This window comes from Corynebacterium sp. DNF00584, from assembly GCF_001552965.1.
Lineage (GTDB): Bacteria > Actinomycetota > Actinomycetes > Mycobacteriales > Mycobacteriaceae > Corynebacterium > Corynebacterium phoceense.
On the sequence record NZ_KQ959771.1, the window covers coordinates 41,412 to 57,024 of the forward strand.

13 protein-coding genes are annotated in these 15,613 nt (G+C 64.2%); 10 read left to right on the forward strand and 3 right to left on the reverse strand.

The genetic code is table 11. The features are described 5' to 3' along the window. The first annotated feature begins 30 nt into the window (after positions 1–30). Positions 31–180 (forward strand): hypothetical protein, encoded by a 150-nt coding sequence (locus tag HMPREF0307_RS13070; RefSeq protein ID WP_154666878.1) that lies wholly within the window; start codon positions 31–33, stop codon positions 178–180. Positions 181–383: 203 nt separating this feature from the next. On the opposite strand, the gene HMPREF0307_RS12280 is transcribed toward HMPREF0307_RS13070, so the two are convergent. The 3 genes from HMPREF0307_RS12280 to HMPREF0307_RS12290 are packed head-to-tail and all read right to left on the reverse strand — an operon-like array spanning position 384 to position 2,562. Further along, positions 384–656 carry a type I restriction enzyme endonuclease domain-containing protein gene (locus HMPREF0307_RS12280; RefSeq protein ID WP_066493533.1) on the reverse strand — a complete coding sequence of 91 codons (273 nt, stop codon included), beginning with the start codon at positions 654–656 and terminating at the stop codon, positions 384–386. Continuing rightward, positions 629–1,204, reverse strand: a complete 576-nt coding sequence (locus tag HMPREF0307_RS12285) for a histidine phosphatase family protein (RefSeq protein ID WP_066493535.1) — start codon at positions 1,202–1,204, stop codon at positions 629–631. Before HMPREF0307_RS12285 ends, HMPREF0307_RS12280 begins: the two co-directional genes overlap by 28 nt. A gap of 11 nt (positions 1,205–1,215) precedes the next feature. After that, positions 1,216–2,562, reverse strand: coding sequence for a DUF5129 domain-containing protein (locus tag HMPREF0307_RS12290; protein ID WP_066493538.1), 1,347 nt, complete (start codon positions 2,560–2,562; stop codon positions 1,216–1,218). A 583-nt stretch (positions 2,563–3,145) separates the two neighbouring features. On the opposite strand from HMPREF0307_RS12290, the gene HMPREF0307_RS12295 reads away from it, so the two are divergent. The 9 genes from HMPREF0307_RS12295 (at position 3,146) to HMPREF0307_RS12335 (ending at position 15,362) form a co-directional block, all read left to right on the forward strand. Further along, positions 3,146–5,116 (forward strand): glycosyltransferase, encoded by a 1,971-nt coding sequence (locus HMPREF0307_RS12295; protein ID WP_066493544.1) that lies wholly within the window; start codon positions 3,146–3,148, stop codon positions 5,114–5,116. Further along, positions 5,106–5,663, forward strand: coding sequence for a phosphatase PAP2 family protein (locus HMPREF0307_RS12300; protein WP_066493546.1), 558 nt, complete (start codon positions 5,106–5,108; stop codon positions 5,661–5,663). Before HMPREF0307_RS12295 ends, HMPREF0307_RS12300 begins: the two co-directional genes overlap by 11 nt. Then, positions 5,660–6,652 (forward strand): decaprenyl-phosphate phosphoribosyltransferase, encoded by a 993-nt coding sequence (locus HMPREF0307_RS12305; RefSeq protein ID WP_066493548.1) that lies wholly within the window; start codon positions 5,660–5,662, stop codon positions 6,650–6,652. The genes HMPREF0307_RS12300 and HMPREF0307_RS12305 overlap by 4 nt, the downstream gene beginning before the upstream one ends. A gap of 22 nt (positions 6,653–6,674) precedes the next feature. Continuing rightward, positions 6,675–8,405 carry an arabinofuranosyltransferase AftB family protein gene (locus HMPREF0307_RS12310; RefSeq protein ID WP_231725190.1) on the forward strand — a complete coding sequence of 577 codons (1,731 nt, stop codon included), beginning with the start codon at positions 6,675–6,677 and terminating at the stop codon, positions 8,403–8,405. Positions 8,406–8,517: 112 nt separating this feature from the next. After that, positions 8,518–9,549, forward strand: coding sequence for an alpha/beta hydrolase (locus tag HMPREF0307_RS12315; protein WP_066493550.1), 1,032 nt, complete (start codon positions 8,518–8,520; stop codon positions 9,547–9,549). Between the two features lie 271 nt (positions 9,550–9,820). Then, complete coding sequence (locus HMPREF0307_RS12320; RefSeq protein ID WP_066493551.1) at positions 9,821–11,791, forward strand: alpha/beta hydrolase-fold protein; 1,971 nt, start codon at positions 9,821–9,823, stop codon at positions 11,789–11,791. Next, the gene (locus tag HMPREF0307_RS12325) at positions 11,791–12,315 is read left to right on the forward strand and encodes a DUF732 domain-containing protein (protein ID WP_066493552.1); all 525 of its coding nucleotides are present in this window, start codon (positions 11,791–11,793) and stop codon (positions 12,313–12,315) included. The genes HMPREF0307_RS12320 and HMPREF0307_RS12325 overlap by 1 nt, the downstream gene beginning before the upstream one ends. Before the next feature lie 126 nt (positions 12,316–12,441). Beyond that, positions 12,442–13,386 (forward strand): cutinase family protein, encoded by a 945-nt coding sequence (locus tag HMPREF0307_RS12330; RefSeq protein WP_066493556.1) that lies wholly within the window; start codon positions 12,442–12,444, stop codon positions 13,384–13,386. A gap of 107 nt (positions 13,387–13,493) precedes the next feature. Continuing rightward, entirely contained in the window at positions 13,494–15,362 is a 1,869-nt protein-coding gene (locus HMPREF0307_RS12335) for a FadD32-like long-chain-fatty-acid--AMP ligase (RefSeq protein ID WP_066493563.1), read from the forward strand. The last annotated feature ends 251 nt before the right edge of the window (positions 15,363–15,613 follow it).

Sequence of the window (15,613 nt, forward strand, 5' to 3'; positions counted from 1 at the left end):
CCGCCTACCTGATGAAGGGAGGTGAGATGGATGTCCTCTTCTGACTTGGAGCCCCCGCGTGGCGGCAATAATAAGAAGAAGGTCTGGATCGCGATTGTTGGTGCAATCGCAACCCAGACCCTCGGGACGCTGGCAGCCAATTACCTGATCGTCGCAATCGATCAGTGGCTGGCTAGCTAGTCTCACCGGGGAAGCCTCGGTGCCCTAAAAAGCCGGGGCTTTCCTGCTGTTGGTGACAATCCGGCGGCGCGCTTTCATGTCACTTGCCATGATACGCGGTACAAGGAGAGGACTCAATGCCGGGCATCGATGTGCTTTGACATGCAATCTCGTATCGTGGATGTCGTCACGTCAACAGCGGACGCAACCGAAGCGGTCACCATTTAGAATTCATCATGTTCGCGTGCCTGTGCCGAATACCTCGGCGCGAATTTCTCCATCTGCTCAATAACAAGCTTGATGGCCTCCGGTGCCTTGTCCGGCGGGTACTTGTAGTCACGCAGCGTGGCCACGAGCTGGCGAGCGATCTCCGCCAGGGCCTCATGGTCCATGAGTTCCGCGGCGGACTCATTCGTGGAGACGGCGTCGAAGAACGAGAAGACGGCACGCTGGTGCCGCAGGTGTCGGCCTAAAGACTGCCCACGCGGCTGTTCCACTTCTTGAGTGCGCGGCGGCCGCGGTAGTGGCCGAGGAGCGAGACGGTCGCGGTATCGAGGGGGAGTTGCGAGCCGAAGCTCAGAGGCATGCCCAACCACGTCATTGCGAGCACGCGCAGGGCGTGGCCGTGGGCGAAGACGAGAATGCGCTCGTCGCCGGTATCGATCATGCGGTTGTAGAAACGCGTGAGCCGTGCGGCGACCTGCTCTGGGGTTTCGCCGCCGGGAGCACCGTGGGTCCAGATCTGCCAGTCGGGAATGGTGGCGATGATGTCCTGGCGGGTCTTTCCCTCGTACTGGCCATAGTTCCACTCGGCGAGGTCCTCGGTGACCTGATAGTCCGAGAATCCGGCGAGCTGGGCGGTTTCCTGTGCGCGCAGGCGCGGGGAGCAGTAAACCGTGTCGAATTGGTCAGGGTCGAGGACACCCGCGAGCGCCTTCGCCTGCTCGCGGCCCTTCTCGGTGAGCGGCAGATCCGTGGTCGAGGTGTGCTGGCCAGTGCGCGACCAGGCGGTTTCGCCGTGGCGAACGATAAACAAATTAGTCATGTAAGTCCTTCTTAGAACGAGCTGGATCCGCCCGAGCCGGAGAATCCGCCGGAGGAGTAGCCCGTGGAGACGCCGCCAGAATCCGAACTTGCCTGAGCGTGGGCGGCGACGTCCGACTGGTGCCAGTCGTTGATGACGACATAAGGGACATAGTAGGAGCCGACGCCGGGGCGCCAGGCGGCATCGGCAAGCGTGGCGGCGCTGTGGTCCTCGCGCTCGATGTTGGAGGCGGCGTAGAGCTGGTCTTGGAGTGCGTCGATGAGGACCTTGTAATCGCCGAGGATGCCGGCGTAGGTGTCCATGAAATCGGGGGCATCGATGTATTTCCGCAGCTCCAGGACGCGGGCGTCGAGCACCTCGAGCTTGCCCTTGAGATCACCCTCCGCCTTGGTGGTGGCGGCGAGGACGTCCTCATGGAGATCCGTGAGCTCACGACGGCGGACTTCGGTGTTGCCGTGCTCCATGCGGGCGAGTTCCTCGATATTGGCCTCGGCGTTCACCGCGGCTTCGACGGCAGAGCGGGCATCGGCAAGCTCGCTTGCCTTGGCACGGAACTCCTTGTCGTCGGCGGGGGCAGTCGGCATGGACGCGTGGGCGGCGAGGAACTCGCGGCGCACGTCCTCCCACTGGGCGCGCAGCGTGTCATTCGCCAGGGGAGAGCTGAGCGAATGGGCGCGGACATTGATCTGGTCGAGGCGCTGCGCGATGTCGCCGTGGTGGGCCAGGATATAGTCCCAGTCCTCGCGGGCTTTCTTGGCCTTCTTCTTGCGGGTGGCCGCTATTGCGGTACCCGCAGCACCGAGGCCGAGGACGCCGAAGGTGCCGCCGATAATGCCGCCCACGAGGCCGTCGTTGGAGTCCTTGGCGGTGAGATTGGTATCGGCAGCGGCCTGCACGCCACGGAGCATGCCGTCCTTGTACTTCTCGTCCGCGAGGAGCCCGCGCATTTCGTCGGTAATTGCCTCGAGACGCTTCTCGTCGCGGAGGTTGAGGTCGCCTGCGACGTCCTCGCCGGCGTAGACACCCATGCGACGCGGGTCCATGCCCACGGCGACGATGAGGTGACCGTCGGCGTATTTCTCGCCCGAAGCGTCATGGAGCCCGTGGTCGCCGGTATAGAAGCGCACGGTGTCATTGAGATTGTCGTCGTTGCTTTCAAACGTGACGAAGTCGATAGCGGTGACGCTCTCGGGTAGGGTGACGTTGCTGGCGTCCTCCTTGAGCTGGGATTCTTCCTCAGAAGTGAGAAGGTCTGCTTGGTCATCCACCGTGACGGTGGAGGGCTCCACCGCGAAGGCGGGAGCGGCAGGGCCAAGGAAGAGCAAGGACGCGGCGGCGAGGGTGGGGAGGATACGCATGATTTAAGTGTATGTGCGTCTGGGCGTGGCAGCAGGATTTGTGCGAGAGCAGCCAGGACGCGCCTTACAATGCGTCACCATGTCCGCTAGAGGCACACTTGTGAGATACCGGTTCAGGTGTCATGCCGTGAAGACAATGCATACGTTAGCTAGGGCTTTTGTTTCGCGCTAAAGCTGAAGAATCGTGAGCCAGCTACGGAGGCCTGGATCTATGTAACGAACTATTTCTGTTGCATCGTGCAGTCGCGCATGCGGGTTGGAGTCGAGAAGGTTGTCTACGTGTGCGGCGCGATTCCGTAGCTGAACAAGCCGGTGCACTCGTTCGTAGACGAGTTCTACTGCAGGTTTACACAACCTTCCGTTCCTGCCATACTCACGGAGAAAGTTGCAGACAAGTACTGTAACTGCTTTCCCAAGACTTCTAGTTCGGCTAGAGGATCTTCGAAGACAGCGCTGAGACACAGTCGTCTCGGTGCTGTCCTTTTTTGTATAGGCATGGCCTGCTTGGTCGTGGCAACGCGGCAACCGCGCTGAAAACAATTAGGCTAGTTCGGCAGAAGACGTCCCTACATCAAGGAGAACTGTGTCTACTTCCTCGGCCACTGAAGCCACCGGCACCCAGGCCAAAGAACCGCTCGCGCGCATCTTGCTGCCCAAGCGCGGCGAGCCGAACGATGTGCGCATGCTCTACCTGCTCGAGGCGAAGCAGAATAACAACCGCCCGCGCTGGTCGAACCGCACGACCGTGACGGTGCCTGCCGGCGCCGAGGTCTCCTTCGAGACCTACTTCAATGCATTCCCGGCCGCGTACTGGCGCCGCTGGTCGCAGCTGGAATCCGTGGTCCTCTCCGTCGAGGTAGAGGGCTCGGCCACGCTGTCCTTCTACCGTTCGAAGGAAGACGGCCAGCGTATCTCCATCGCGCACCATGACGTGGAGACTGGTCACCACGAGTTCGAGTTGCCGCTGCGCAACTTCGAGGACGGCGGCCTGTTGTGGTTCGACGTGTCGGCTAGCGCCGACACGACTTTACGGAATGCCGCCTGGTGCGCGCCGCACGCGCCCAAGCCGCAGACGCTGCCGGATGGCACGGAGTACCCGGTCCAGCCGCGCAAGGTCGCGGTGGGTATCCCGACGTTCAACCGCCCGACCGATGCCGTGGCGGCGCTCGATGCGCTGCGTTCGGACCCGTTCGTGGATGACGTCATCGAGTACGTGCTCATGCCGGACCAAGGCAACCAGCACCCGGCGGACGAGCCGGGATACGCCGAGGCCGTGGCGCACTTTGGCGAGCGCTTCCGCGAGTTCCGCCAGGGCAACCTGGGCGGCTCGGGTGGCTACTCGCGCATTATGTTCGAGGCCATTGAGAACACGGACGCGCCGTACATCCTCTACATGGATGATGACATCGCGATCGAGCCGGACTCTGTGTACCGCGCACTGCAGGTCGCGCGCTTTGCGGCACGTCCGTTCGTGGTGGGCGGCGAGATGCTCAACCTGCAGGAGCGCAGCCAGCTGCGCACCACGGGTGAGCGCGTCAACCGCGCGGACTTCATGTGGGGTGCGGCGGAGCACGCTGTGTACGACCACGACTTCGCGAAGTACCCGCTGCGCGCGATTGGTGACGCGCAGTCGCATCTGGACCCGAAGAAGTACGACTCGCGCGCGCTGCACCGCCGCGTGGACGTCGAGTACAACGGCTGGTGGATGTGCCTGTTCCCGCGCGTCATCGCGGAGACCATTGGCCAGCCCCTTCCGCTCTTTATCAAGTGGGATGACACGGAGTACTCGCTGCGTGCCGCGGCGAATGGCTTCCCCACGGTGACGTGGCCGGGTGCCGCGATCTGGCACATGGCGTGGGCGGATAAGGACGACGCCATCGACTGGCAGGCGTACTTCCACCTGCGCAACCGCCTTATCGTGGCGGCGCTCTACCACGAGGGTGACGTCAAGGGCATTACCAAGTCCATCTTCAAGTCGTCGCTCAAGCACACGATGTGCATGGAGTACTCGACCATGGCCATCCAGCTCGAGGCCATGAAGGACTTCCTGGCCGGGCCGGATCAGCTCTTCGACATCCTGGAGACCTCGCTGCCGCGCATTGCGAAGATTCGCCAGAACTACTCGGACGCCGTCATCCTCCCGTCCGCCTCGGACCTGCCGGCGCCGACGGGCGCGCCGGGTGTGCCGCGCAAGAACGTGGGCGGACGCCTGGGCAAGGTGAAGAAGCTGCCGTGGGCCGCCAAGGCGGCGCTGCATCTGCTCAAGAAGGAAGACCCGGCGCATCACACCGCGCCGCAGCTCAACCTCACGCCGGAGGAGGCGCGCTGGTTCACGCTGGCACGCGTGGATTCGGCGACGGTCTCCACGGCGGGCGGCACGGGCGTGGCGTTCCGCAAGCGCGACCGTGATCTGGCGCGTGACTTGGTCAAGCAGACTCGTGAGTTGTTGGGCGAGATTGAGGAGAACTTCGACGGCTTGAAGGCGCAGTACCGTGCGGCGCTGCCGGAGCTTACCTCGCGCGACTCGTGGCGGGAGGTCTTCGATGCGCAGTAATCCTCCGGGGAAGCTTTCCGTCGCGGAATCCCACATCCTGGAAAAGATCCAGGAGGTCGCGTTTGATAAGCCGGGCGTGCTGCCCACCGCGCGGGGTTTGAGCCACTTTGGCGAGCATGCGCTCGGCTGGATGGGCACCTCGGCGGTGCTCGCGGGGCTTGCGTACCGACGCGGGGATAGTGATCGCGTGCGTGATTGGGCGCGCGTGGGCGTGAGTGCCTTTTCGGCGCATGCGGCCTCGGTGATCATCAAGCGCATCGTGCGACGCAAGCGTCCGGACTACCCGTACGTGCGGGTGGGCGTGGGCACGCCTTCTAAGCTGTCCTTCCCGTCCTCGCACTCGACGTCGACGACGGCGTTCCTTGTTGGTGCGACGCGCGTCACGGGAAACCCGGCATTCTTGCTGGGTATTCCCGTCATGATGTGCTCGCGCATGGTGCTGGGCGTACACTACCCGTCGGACACGGCGCTGGGCGCCGCCCTGGGCGCGGCCACGACCTGCGCCCTCTTTGAACTTGATTCCGCCCGCGAGGAGAAGACTGCATGAGCCCCAAGGACGATGGCACCCAGAGTGTGTTCCACTCTGAGCCGCACACCGCTGGCGTCGATACCGGCCGCAAGCGCCAACCGCCGAAGAACCTAGCCGATGGCATGGTCAAGGCCCTGCGCCCCAAGCAGTGGGTGAAGAACGTCCTCGTGCTGGCCGCGCCCGCCGCAGCCGGCGCGGACGCGCTCTTCCACTCGAGAGTGCTCATCGATGTGGCGCTGGCGTTCGTGGTTTTCTGCTGCGCGGCCTCGGCCATCTACCTCATCAACGACGCGCGCGACGTGGACGCGGACCGCGCACACCCCACCAAGCGCTTCCGTCCCATCGCGGCGGGCGTGCTGCCGGTGGGACTCGCGTACGCGATGGCCGTCGTGCTCATCATTGCCTCGGTGGGCCTATCCTTCCTCGCGACGGCGGGGGTCGAGCTCGCCATCGTCATGGCGGTCTACATCGCGCTGCAGTTGGGCTACTGCTTCGGCTGGAAGCACATGCCGGTGATCGACATCGCGCTCGTGTCTTCGGGCTTCATGCTGCGCACCATGGCTGGCGGCGTGGCCGCGGGGATTGTCCTCTCCCAGTGGTTCCTGCTCGTCGCGGCATTTGGTTCGCTGTTTATGGCCTCGGGCAAGCGCTACTCGGAGATCCTGCTCGCGGAGCGCACAGGCGCGAAGATCCGCAAGTCCCTCGAGGGCTACACCCCGACGTACCTGCGCTTCGTGTGGACGCTCGCGGCCACGGCCGTGGTCATGAGTTACACGCTGTGGGGCTTTACGCTGTCCAACTCCGTCGATGGCGCGGCCGCAGTGTGGTACCAGGTCTCCATGGTGCCGTTCACCATCGCCATCCTGCGCTACGCTGCAGACGTCGACCGCGGCAACGGCGGCGCGCCGGATGAGATTGCGCTCCAGGACCGTGCGCTGCAGATTCTGGCGCTACTGTGGCTCGCATGCATCGCAATTGCCACGTATGTGATTCCAGCTTTCTTCTAAACTGCTGGTAGATTTTCTACTCGTGCCGAATACCGATACCTCGCGGGAGAACCTGATCGTCCGATGGACGGTGTGGGCCTCCGTCGTTGTTATCGGTATTTTTTCATTCTGGGGTGCGTGGACCCGCCGCTGGATCGCGGACGATGGCCTCATCGTGCTGCGCACGGTGCGCAACCTCATCGCAGGTAACGGACCCGTCTTTAACGCGGGAGAGCGCGTCGAGGCGAATACCTCCACGCTGTGGCAATACCTTATCTATGCGGTCCAACGCATCACGCGTGGCGACCTCGAACACATCGTGATGTGGCTGGCGCTGCTGTTGTCCGTTGCGGCGATGACGGCGGCCGTGTGGGCGACCTCGCGCGTGTTCGCGGGCCGCGCCGTCGTTCCGGCGGGTGCGCTGGTGTATCTGGCGCTGCCGCCGGCGCGCGACTTCTTTACCTCGGGCCTCGAGTGGGGCCTGGCCATCTTCTATCTCGCTTTCTTGTGGTGGCTGCTCATTGAATGGGCTCGCGGGGAGAGGAATGCGCTCGTCTACGTGCTCGCCTTCTGGGCGGGGCTGTCCTGGCTCGTGCGCCCGGAGTTGGCGCTCTACGGCGGTATCACGGGCATCGTCCTGCTCGCCACGCACCGTCACTGGCGCGCGTGGCTGGGCATCCTCGGCGCGGCGCTGCCGGTGCCGGCGGCGTACGAGCTCTTCCGCATGGGCTACTACGGCCTGCTTACCCCGCATACCGCGGTGGCGAAGTCCGCGGCTGACTCGGCTTGGGGCCAGGGCTGGGCCTACCTCATGGATTTTGTGGGGCCGTACTGGCTGTGGCTGCCGGTCCTCGTGGCGCTCATCGTCGGGTACTTCGCGTACCGCGGGGGTGTGCTGCGTGGGCGGCGCGTGGCGGCCGTCGCCATCATGGTCGGTTGCGCTGCCTTACATACGCTCTATGTGCTGCGCGTGGGCGGCGACTTTATGCATGGCCGCATGCTCTTGCTGCCTCTCTTCGCGGCGCTGTTGCCGGTCTTCGTCGTGCCGCTGAAAGCGGTGGGGGCATCGGCAAGCGCGGCGGTGCTGGGTATCTGGGCGTTCACGGTGGTCCTGCGCGGACACCCGGTGGATTGGGCATACTTCGAAGATGGGGAGATTTCCATCGTCGACGAGCGCGAGTTCTGGACGTACGCGAACAGGCTGGAGCGCGGCGACGCCCCGAAGGGGATTGCAGACTACGCGGACAATAAGCTGCTGGGCGGCTTCGACAAGGGCATCAAGGGCCTCGAGGACGGGGATGCACTGGCCATGCGCTACCTCGAGAACGAGGACCCGGAGACCTACAGCTGGCTGCCGGTGGAACGCGAGACCGGGCGCACGGATCCGCCCACGCTCTATCTAGTGAACATGGGTATGTCCTCGGCGCGCAGCCCGTTGAACGTGCGTGTGCTCGACAATATTGGCCTGGCCACGCCGCTCGCGGCGCGTCAGCCGCGCCTGCCGGAGGGGCGCATTGGACATGACAAGCTGCTCTCGCGCGAGTGGCAGGCGGCGGATTCCGCAGTGGATATCGACGAGCTGCCAAGCTGGATAAACAAGGACGAGGTGCGCAAGGCACGCAAGGCTTTGCAGACCGAAGATTTCCAGAAGCTCTTTGCGACCTACCGCGATCCGCTAACGTTTGACCGTTTCATGGCGAATATTAAGTGGGCGCTCACTGACGGGCGCACGCTGCAGTTGTCCTCGAACCCAGACGATTACCTGGGAAGCTAACGGACAACACCCGGCGGGAGCGACTTTTTCGCGCTCGTCCGCTAAGCTACTGCAGAACCTTCGTTATAGATTTGTGACGAAATCAGAATTCTTTCAATCTCAAAGGAGAGACATGTTCACCTTGTCCTTGACCAAGGTACAGACGGTGTCTCAGCGCGTCCTCGCGGTCCTCGTGGCCATCGTGGTCGCCTGCGGCCTCGCCGCCGTCGCCGCCCCGCGCGCCTCAGCTGCCCCGCGCGACTTCCTGCGTGCGGACGCAACCGGTACATGTACGTGGGATCCCGTGGGCTGGTGGGTCCAGCGCTGCGACGTGTGGTCCCCGTCCATGAACCGCACTATTCCGGTGCAGATTCAGCCGGCGAAGCGCGGCGGCAACGCGGCCCTCTACCTGCTCGACGGCCTCCGTGCGACGGATAAGACGAACGCGTGGGTCAACGACGTCAACGCGGCACGTCTCTACGAGCCGAATAACATCACGCTCGTTATGCCGGTGGGCGGCACCGCATCCTTCTACCAAGACTGGCAGGGTCCGGCCACGTATGACGTCATCAACCCGGTCACCTACCAGTGGGAGACCTTCCTCACCTCCGAGCTGCCGGGCTACCTCGAGCGCAACTTCGGCGTGGCACGCAACAACAACTCGATTGCGGGTCTGTCCATGGGCGGCACCGCCGCCATCACGCTGGCCGGCAAGCACCCGGGTCAGTTCCGCCAGGCGCTGAGCTTCTCCGGCTACCTCACCACCTCTCTGCCGGGCGCTCACACCTTCATGCGCATGGCCCTGCTCGATGCGGGCGGCTACAACATCAACGCCATGTACGGTTCTTCGCTCAACCCGCAACGCTTCGAGAATGACCCGTTCAACCAGATCAATGGTCTGCGCAACACGGACGTCTATATCTCGGCCGCCTCGGGTGTTCCGGGCCCCAAGGATAAGTCCATCCCGGCCAACATCCAGGCCGCCGGTATTGCTCTGGAGGGCTTTTCCCTCGCGACCACCCGCCTGTGGGAGGCCAAGGCTCGTGCCATGGGTCTTAACCCCACCGCGGATTACCCGGCCACCGGTGAGCACAACTGGATCAACTTCGGCGATCAGCTCGTGAAGACGCACAAGCGCGTTCTCGACGTCATGAACGCCTGGTAAAACTCCACGCTCTTCGCCCGCGCACCTCGCACCGAGGTGCGCGGGTTTGTGCGTTTTTCCGCGTGTCCTCCCCCACAAAGTCTCAAGTTTTACTTAAGGTAGAGCGCACAATAGACATAGACAGCTTCGCCAGCACCCTGGCTGCCAGTCCGGAGGAGGGGAACCTTCGGAATGTGGCTCGCCGCGGTGCCTCCTCTCCACGCCTCGTACCGGGCGTGGTGGGGAATACTCGTGACCTCGCCGCCACTTCAGAGATTTTTAAAGGACTTTCATGCGCACACCATCTCGCTTCCCCTCTCGCACCGCCCAGACGCCGCGCGCACTCCGTCGCGGCATCGCTGCCGCCGCTCTGCCCACCGCCATCGCCGTGGGCGTGGCCCTGCTGCCGGGCGCCAACGCACAGTCGTCGCTGCCGAATGGTCTCTCCAGCAACGGCTCGAGCCTCTCGGATGCCTTCGCGCCGTCCAACCCGCCGCAGCGCACTCCGATTTCTACGGAGGATCATCCGAAGATTGAGGGTCTGCCGGAAGGCGTGTCCGTCAACCGCATCGAGTACCTTTCCCCGCGCCACGTTAAGGTGTGGGTGAAGTCCGCCGCCATGCCGGAGCAGGAAGTGGGTGTGCAGATTCTGCTCGCGCGCGATTGGTACTCCCAGCCGGATAAGACCTTCCCGGAGGTCTGGGCGCTCGATGGCCTGCGTGCGCGCGACGATGAGTCCGGCTGGACCATCGAGACCAACATCGAGTCCTTCTACGCGGACAAGAACGTCAACGTTGTCATGCCCATCGGCGGCGAGTCCTCCTTCTACTCGGACTGGCAGAAGCCGGACAACGGCAAGCACTACATGTGGGAGACCTTCCTCACCCAGGAACTCACGCCGATCCTCAAGAACAAGTTCCGCTCCAATGAGCAGCGCGGCGTCATCGGCATCTCCATGGGCGGCACCGCCGCCATGAACCTGGCCGAGCGTCGCCCAGACCTTTTCAAGTTCGTCGGTTCTTTCTCCGGCTACCTGGACACCACCACGCAGGGCATGCCGGAGGCTATCCAGGTCGCGCAGATGGATGCGGGCGGATACACCTCCACCAACATGTGGGGCCCGCACTACTCTCAGGACTGGGTCGACCACGACCCGAAGCTGGGCATCGAGGCTCTCAAGGACATGACCGTCTACGTCTCTGCTGGCTCCGGCAAGGACGACTTCGGCACCCCGGGCTCCGTGGCCAAGGGGCCGGCCAATATGGCGGGCGTCGGCCTCGAGGTGCTCTCGCGCATGTCCACCCAGACCTTCGTGGACTACGCGAAGAAGGCTGGCGTTCCGGTCACCACCAAGTTCCGCCCGTCCGGCATCCACAACTGGGAATACTGGCAGTTCGAGATGGAGCAGGCCTTCCCGTACGTCGCGGACGCCCTGGGTCTGTCTAAGGAAGACCGCGGCGCGGACTGTACCCCGGTGGGCGATATCGCTGCCGCCACCAAGGGCGGCATCATCGGCACCTGCGTCAACAACGAGTACGACGTGGCGGACGGCAAGGGCAAGGCCGAGGACTTCACCGGAGGCACGGCCTACTGGTCCCCGGGCACCGGCGCACAGCCGCTGTTCGGCCGCATCAACGCCCGCTACGCGGAAATCGGCGGCCCGTCCTCCTGGCTGGGCTTCCCCACCTCCGGCGAGCGGAAGACTCCGGACGGCAAGGGCCGCTTCGTTCACTTCGAGCACGGCTCCATCTACTGGACCGCGGAGACCGGCGCGTGGGCCATCCCGGGCGACATGTTCACCGCGTGGGGCGCGGGCGGCTACGAGACGGGCGACCTCAAGTACCCGACCGCAGCTGTGCGCCAGGTCGGCGAGGGCTACGCCCAGGACTTCCAGAACGGCGTCCTCACCCGTAACCCGGACAAGTCCAACTCCGTCGTCCACGGCGCCATCGGCGCGAAGTACAAGGAGCTGAACGGCCCCGAGTCCGCTCTCGGCTTCCCGAAGGGTAACGAGAAGGCTATCAACGGCGGTGCCTTCCAGGAGTTCGAGCACGGCTCCATCTACTGGTCCCCGTCCACTGGTGCACACGTCATCATGTACGGCGACATCTTCAACACCTGGGGCGCCAATGGCTTCGAGCAGGGCGTGTATGGCTGGCCCACCGAGGACTACGCGCAGATCCCCGCCGGCGGTGAGATCCAGAAGTTCCAGCACGGCGAGATCAGCCAGGTCTTCGGCGCTATCCAGGAGAAGAAGAACTAATGCGTGCCCCGCTCGCTGCTGCCGTCCTCGCCGCCGCCGGCCTGCTGGCCGCATGCGGCTCCGCGACGGTGGAACAGGAAACCCCCACCTCCATCGCCCCGCTGGAGACCACCGCGCTTTCCGATGCCCCCTCCTCCGAGTCCGCCGAGGCTTCCGCCTCGGCATCAGGGGCGGCGTCAGCGTCTGAGTCTTCAGCGAGCGCATCCTCCGAGCCGGAGTCTGAGGCCGCGGCCGTCGCCACGGCCCAGGACGAGGGCGCCCGCGCCATCTCCGAGGCTCCCGCGCCTGCACCGCTCGTGGACCGCGACGCGGACTACCTCGCGGCACTCACGCAGTCTGGCATCAACACCGAGGGCGTCGAAGACCAGCTCCTCGGCGTGGGCCAGAACTCCTGCGAGGGCCAGGATTCCGTCACCATCGGCGCTGTCGCCGGCCAGCTCATCGAGCAAGGCCGCACGCAGCTGCCGCACGAGCAGGTCGTGGCGCTCATTACGAATACCGCCATGGCGGCCTACTGTGGCTAATCCACCTGGCTAATCTAGCTGCAGTGACAACACTGCAGTACAGAAACGGGGCACAGCCAGCTCCCATGTAGTCCGCATGGGGCTGGCACCTTTCCCCAACGTTGAAGGAGTAGTTCTAAGAAGACTATGAAAAAGGTTGTCACAGTCATCGCTGTCGTCATCGTTCTACTCGTCATCGGTGGGGGAGCGGTCCAATACTTCAACTCGCGTCAGACGGGAACGAGCACGGATAACGCGCTCGATCCTGCCGCCCCGGACAACCCCGAGGGCGAGGACGCGACCACGCCCGAGCAACCGGACTGGTGCCCGGCCTATGAGTTCATCTCTGCCCCTGGCACGTGGGAATCCGCGAAGGACGATAATCCGCTCTCGCCCACGGCCAACCCGCGGTCGTTCATGCTGTCTATTACGAACCCGCTGCAGCAGGCTTATACCCCGGACCACGTCAAGGTGTGGACCCTGCCGTATACCGCGCAGTTTAAAAACATCAACGCGCAGCACGAGATGAGCTATGACGAATCCCGTCAGGAAGGCACCTCGACGCTCGAGGGCGAGCTCAACTACATGCACAGCGAGTGCCCCAACACGCAGTTCATCCTTTCCGGCTTCTCCCAGGGCGCCGTCATCGTGGGCGACATCGCGGACCGCATCGGCGGCGGCAACGGCCCCATCCCAGCCGAAAACGTCGCCGGCGTCGCCGTCATCGCGGATGGTCGCCGCATGCCCGGCGTGGGCATTAACCCGGGCAACCCCGTGGACGGCATCGGCGCGGAGGTCGCCCTCCTGCCGGTCAATTCGCTTATCCAGGCCGTCGTCCCCGGCGCCACCATGCGCGGCGAGCGCGCCAACGGCTTCGGTTCGCTCGCGGACCGCACGTATCAAATCTGTGCCCCGGATGACTCGGTGTGTGATGCCCCGCGCGATATTGGCAACGGCATTGACCGCGCGGCCGCCCTCATCGCTGCCAACGGCGTCCACGCCATGTACGCCTCGAACCCCAACGTCATTCCGGGCACGACGGCGAATGCCTGGGTCGTGGACTGGGCGCGCGGCATCATCGACGCCGCATAAGCGCACCGCAGCGCTTAACTATCCTCGCGTGGTGTTGCTGACGCCGCGCGTCTCTGTGCTATATTTTGCAGTCAAAACAAAACTACATCGAAAGTAAAGGAACCCCCATGGATCTTGCCAAGATGTTTGCCAAGTTCTTCGACGAAAACGGCCAGATCGTCCTGCCGCCGCAGCTGACCCTGCCGGGCCTGGCCGAATTACTCTACGCCCAAGAACAGGCTGCCGGCGCGGACCTGGACCGCCCCATCCTGCGTCAGTGGGATTACAGCGAATCCCGCGAGGGTACCCCGCGCGAGGTCTCCCGCCGCGAATTCAACACTCGCGTCAAGGCCGTCGCGGCCCGCCTGCAGCAGGTGGGCGGTATTGGCGACCGTGTCGCCGTCCTCGCCGGCAACTCCCCGGAGTACATCTTTGGCTTCCTCGGCGCGATGTACGCGGGCATGATCCCGCTGCCGCTCTACGACCCCAACGAGCCGGGCCACACCGCACACCTCAACGCCGTCTTCGGTGACTCCAACCCGAAGATCGTGCTCACCAACAACGTGTCCGCCGCCGCGGTGCGCAAGCACTTCGCAGACCTCCCCGCCAAGGAGCGCCCGCGCGTCATTGTCGTCGACACGCTGCCGGACACCCTGGCGGAGAGCTTCGTCAACCCCACGGAGACCCCGCAGGGTAAGGCCATTGCCGCCAACTCCACGGTGGCCCCCATCGACATGCCAGCCTTTCTGCAGTACACCTCCGGTTCCACTCGTACCCCGGCGGGCGTGCAGCTCACCAACCGTTCCATCGTCACGAACGTCCTGCAGATCTTCTCCAGTGTGCAGATCAAGATGCCGCCGCGCGTCGTCTCGTGGCTGCCCATGCACCACGACATGGGCATCATCCTTGCCGTCTTCGTTACGATCCTCGGCTTCAACTTCGAGATCATGACCCCGCGCGACTTCGTTCAGCACCCGAAGCGCTGGATCAACCAGATCAAGCGCCAGCCGGTCGACGACAACCTTGCGGGTACCTACGCTGTTGTCCCCAACTTCGCGCTCGAGCTCTCCGCACGCTACGGTGCCCCGGAGGAGGGCGAGGAGCTCGACTTCTCCAACATCGACGGCATCATCATCGGCTCCGAGCCGGTCACCGAGTCTGCCGTGAACTCCTTCTGGGAGACCTTCGGTAAGCCCGAGTACAAGATGCGCCGCGAAGTCCTGCGTCCGTCCTACGGCCTGGCCGAGGCCTCGCTCATCGTCGCGACCCCGCAAACCCCCAACCGCCCGATCATCGCGCACTTCGACCGCGATGCCCTGGCTGAGGGCAAGGGCGTTATCGTTGATAAGTCCGAGACCACCGTGGCGTTTGCCTCCAACGGTCAGGGTGTGCCCGCACAGTACCTCACCCTTGTCGATCCGGAGGCCCACACTGAGGTCGAAGACGGCGTCATCGCTGAGATTTGGCTCCACGGCCGCAATATGGCGTCCGGTTACCTGGGTCGCCGCGTCGAGTCCGACGCCACCTTCCGCAACACCCTCGCCGAGCGCCTGCCAGAGGGCTCCCGCGTGGACGGCGCCCCGGATGATGACAAGTGGATGGCCACCGGCGACCTCGCCACCATCATCGATGGCGAGCTCTACATCACCGGCCGCCTCAAGGACCTCATCGTCATCGCGGGCCGCAACCACTACCCGCAGGACATCGAGGCCACCGTCCAGGAAGCCTCCGAGCGTGTCCGTCCGGACTCCGTCGCTGCCTTCTCCGTGGAGGGCGACAACACCGAGTCCCTCGTCATCCTCGTCGAGCGCCCCGACGGTGTCACGGCTGACGATGCCGCCGATGCCGAGGCCACCGAGGTCATCCGCGGTGCCGTGACGAAGAACCACGGCGTCACCCCGGACCAGGTCGTCTTCTTCAACGCTGGCGAGATCAACCGCACCTCGTCCGGCAAGATCGCCCGCCGCGTGGCGAAGAAGCATTTCGTCGAGGCATAAGCACGTAACGCTACTGCCCATCACACCGAGCCCCAGCCATTTATGGCTGCGGCTCGGTGCGAGCATTTTTCGCGTGGGTGACCGTGATAGAGCGCGGCTTCGCGCGTTCGGGCCGACCGCGGGAGTTCCTCACGTATCGCGCCGCGGCCGCATTCAAGCGGCGGGCGAAGGGCAGAAATGGGGCATGCTGGTGGCGATCTTAAGGCGTGTTTTCCCAGTACATGGGGCATAAATGCATGTCGCAATTCGGC

Coding starts and splice junctions, on each gene's coding strand:
- HMPREF0307_RS13070 (WP_154666878.1), top strand. CDS start 31: ATGTCCTCTTCTGACTTGGAGCCCCCGCGTGGCGGCAATAATAAGAAG.
- HMPREF0307_RS12285 (WP_066493535.1), bottom strand. CDS start 1,204: ATGACTAATTTGTTTATCGTTCGCCACGGCGAAACCGCCTGGTCGCGC.
- HMPREF0307_RS12290 (WP_066493538.1), bottom strand. CDS start 2,562: ATGCGTATCCTCCCCACCCTCGCCGCCGCGTCCTTGCTCTTCCTTGGC.
- HMPREF0307_RS12300 (WP_066493546.1), top strand. CDS start 5,106: ATGCGCAGTAATCCTCCGGGGAAGCTTTCCGTCGCGGAATCCCACATC.
- HMPREF0307_RS12305 (WP_066493548.1), top strand. CDS start 5,660: ATGAGCCCCAAGGACGATGGCACCCAGAGTGTGTTCCACTCTGAGCCG.
- HMPREF0307_RS12315 (WP_066493550.1), top strand. CDS start 8,518: ATGTTCACCTTGTCCTTGACCAAGGTACAGACGGTGTCTCAGCGCGTC.
- HMPREF0307_RS12320 (WP_066493551.1), top strand. CDS start 9,821: ATGCGCACACCATCTCGCTTCCCCTCTCGCACCGCCCAGACGCCGCGC.
- HMPREF0307_RS12325 (WP_066493552.1), top strand. CDS start 11,791: ATGCGTGCCCCGCTCGCTGCTGCCGTCCTCGCCGCCGCCGGCCTGCTG.
- HMPREF0307_RS12330 (WP_066493556.1), top strand. CDS start 12,442: ATGAAAAAGGTTGTCACAGTCATCGCTGTCGTCATCGTTCTACTCGTC.
- HMPREF0307_RS12335 (WP_066493563.1), top strand. CDS start 13,494: ATGGATCTTGCCAAGATGTTTGCCAAGTTCTTCGACGAAAACGGCCAG.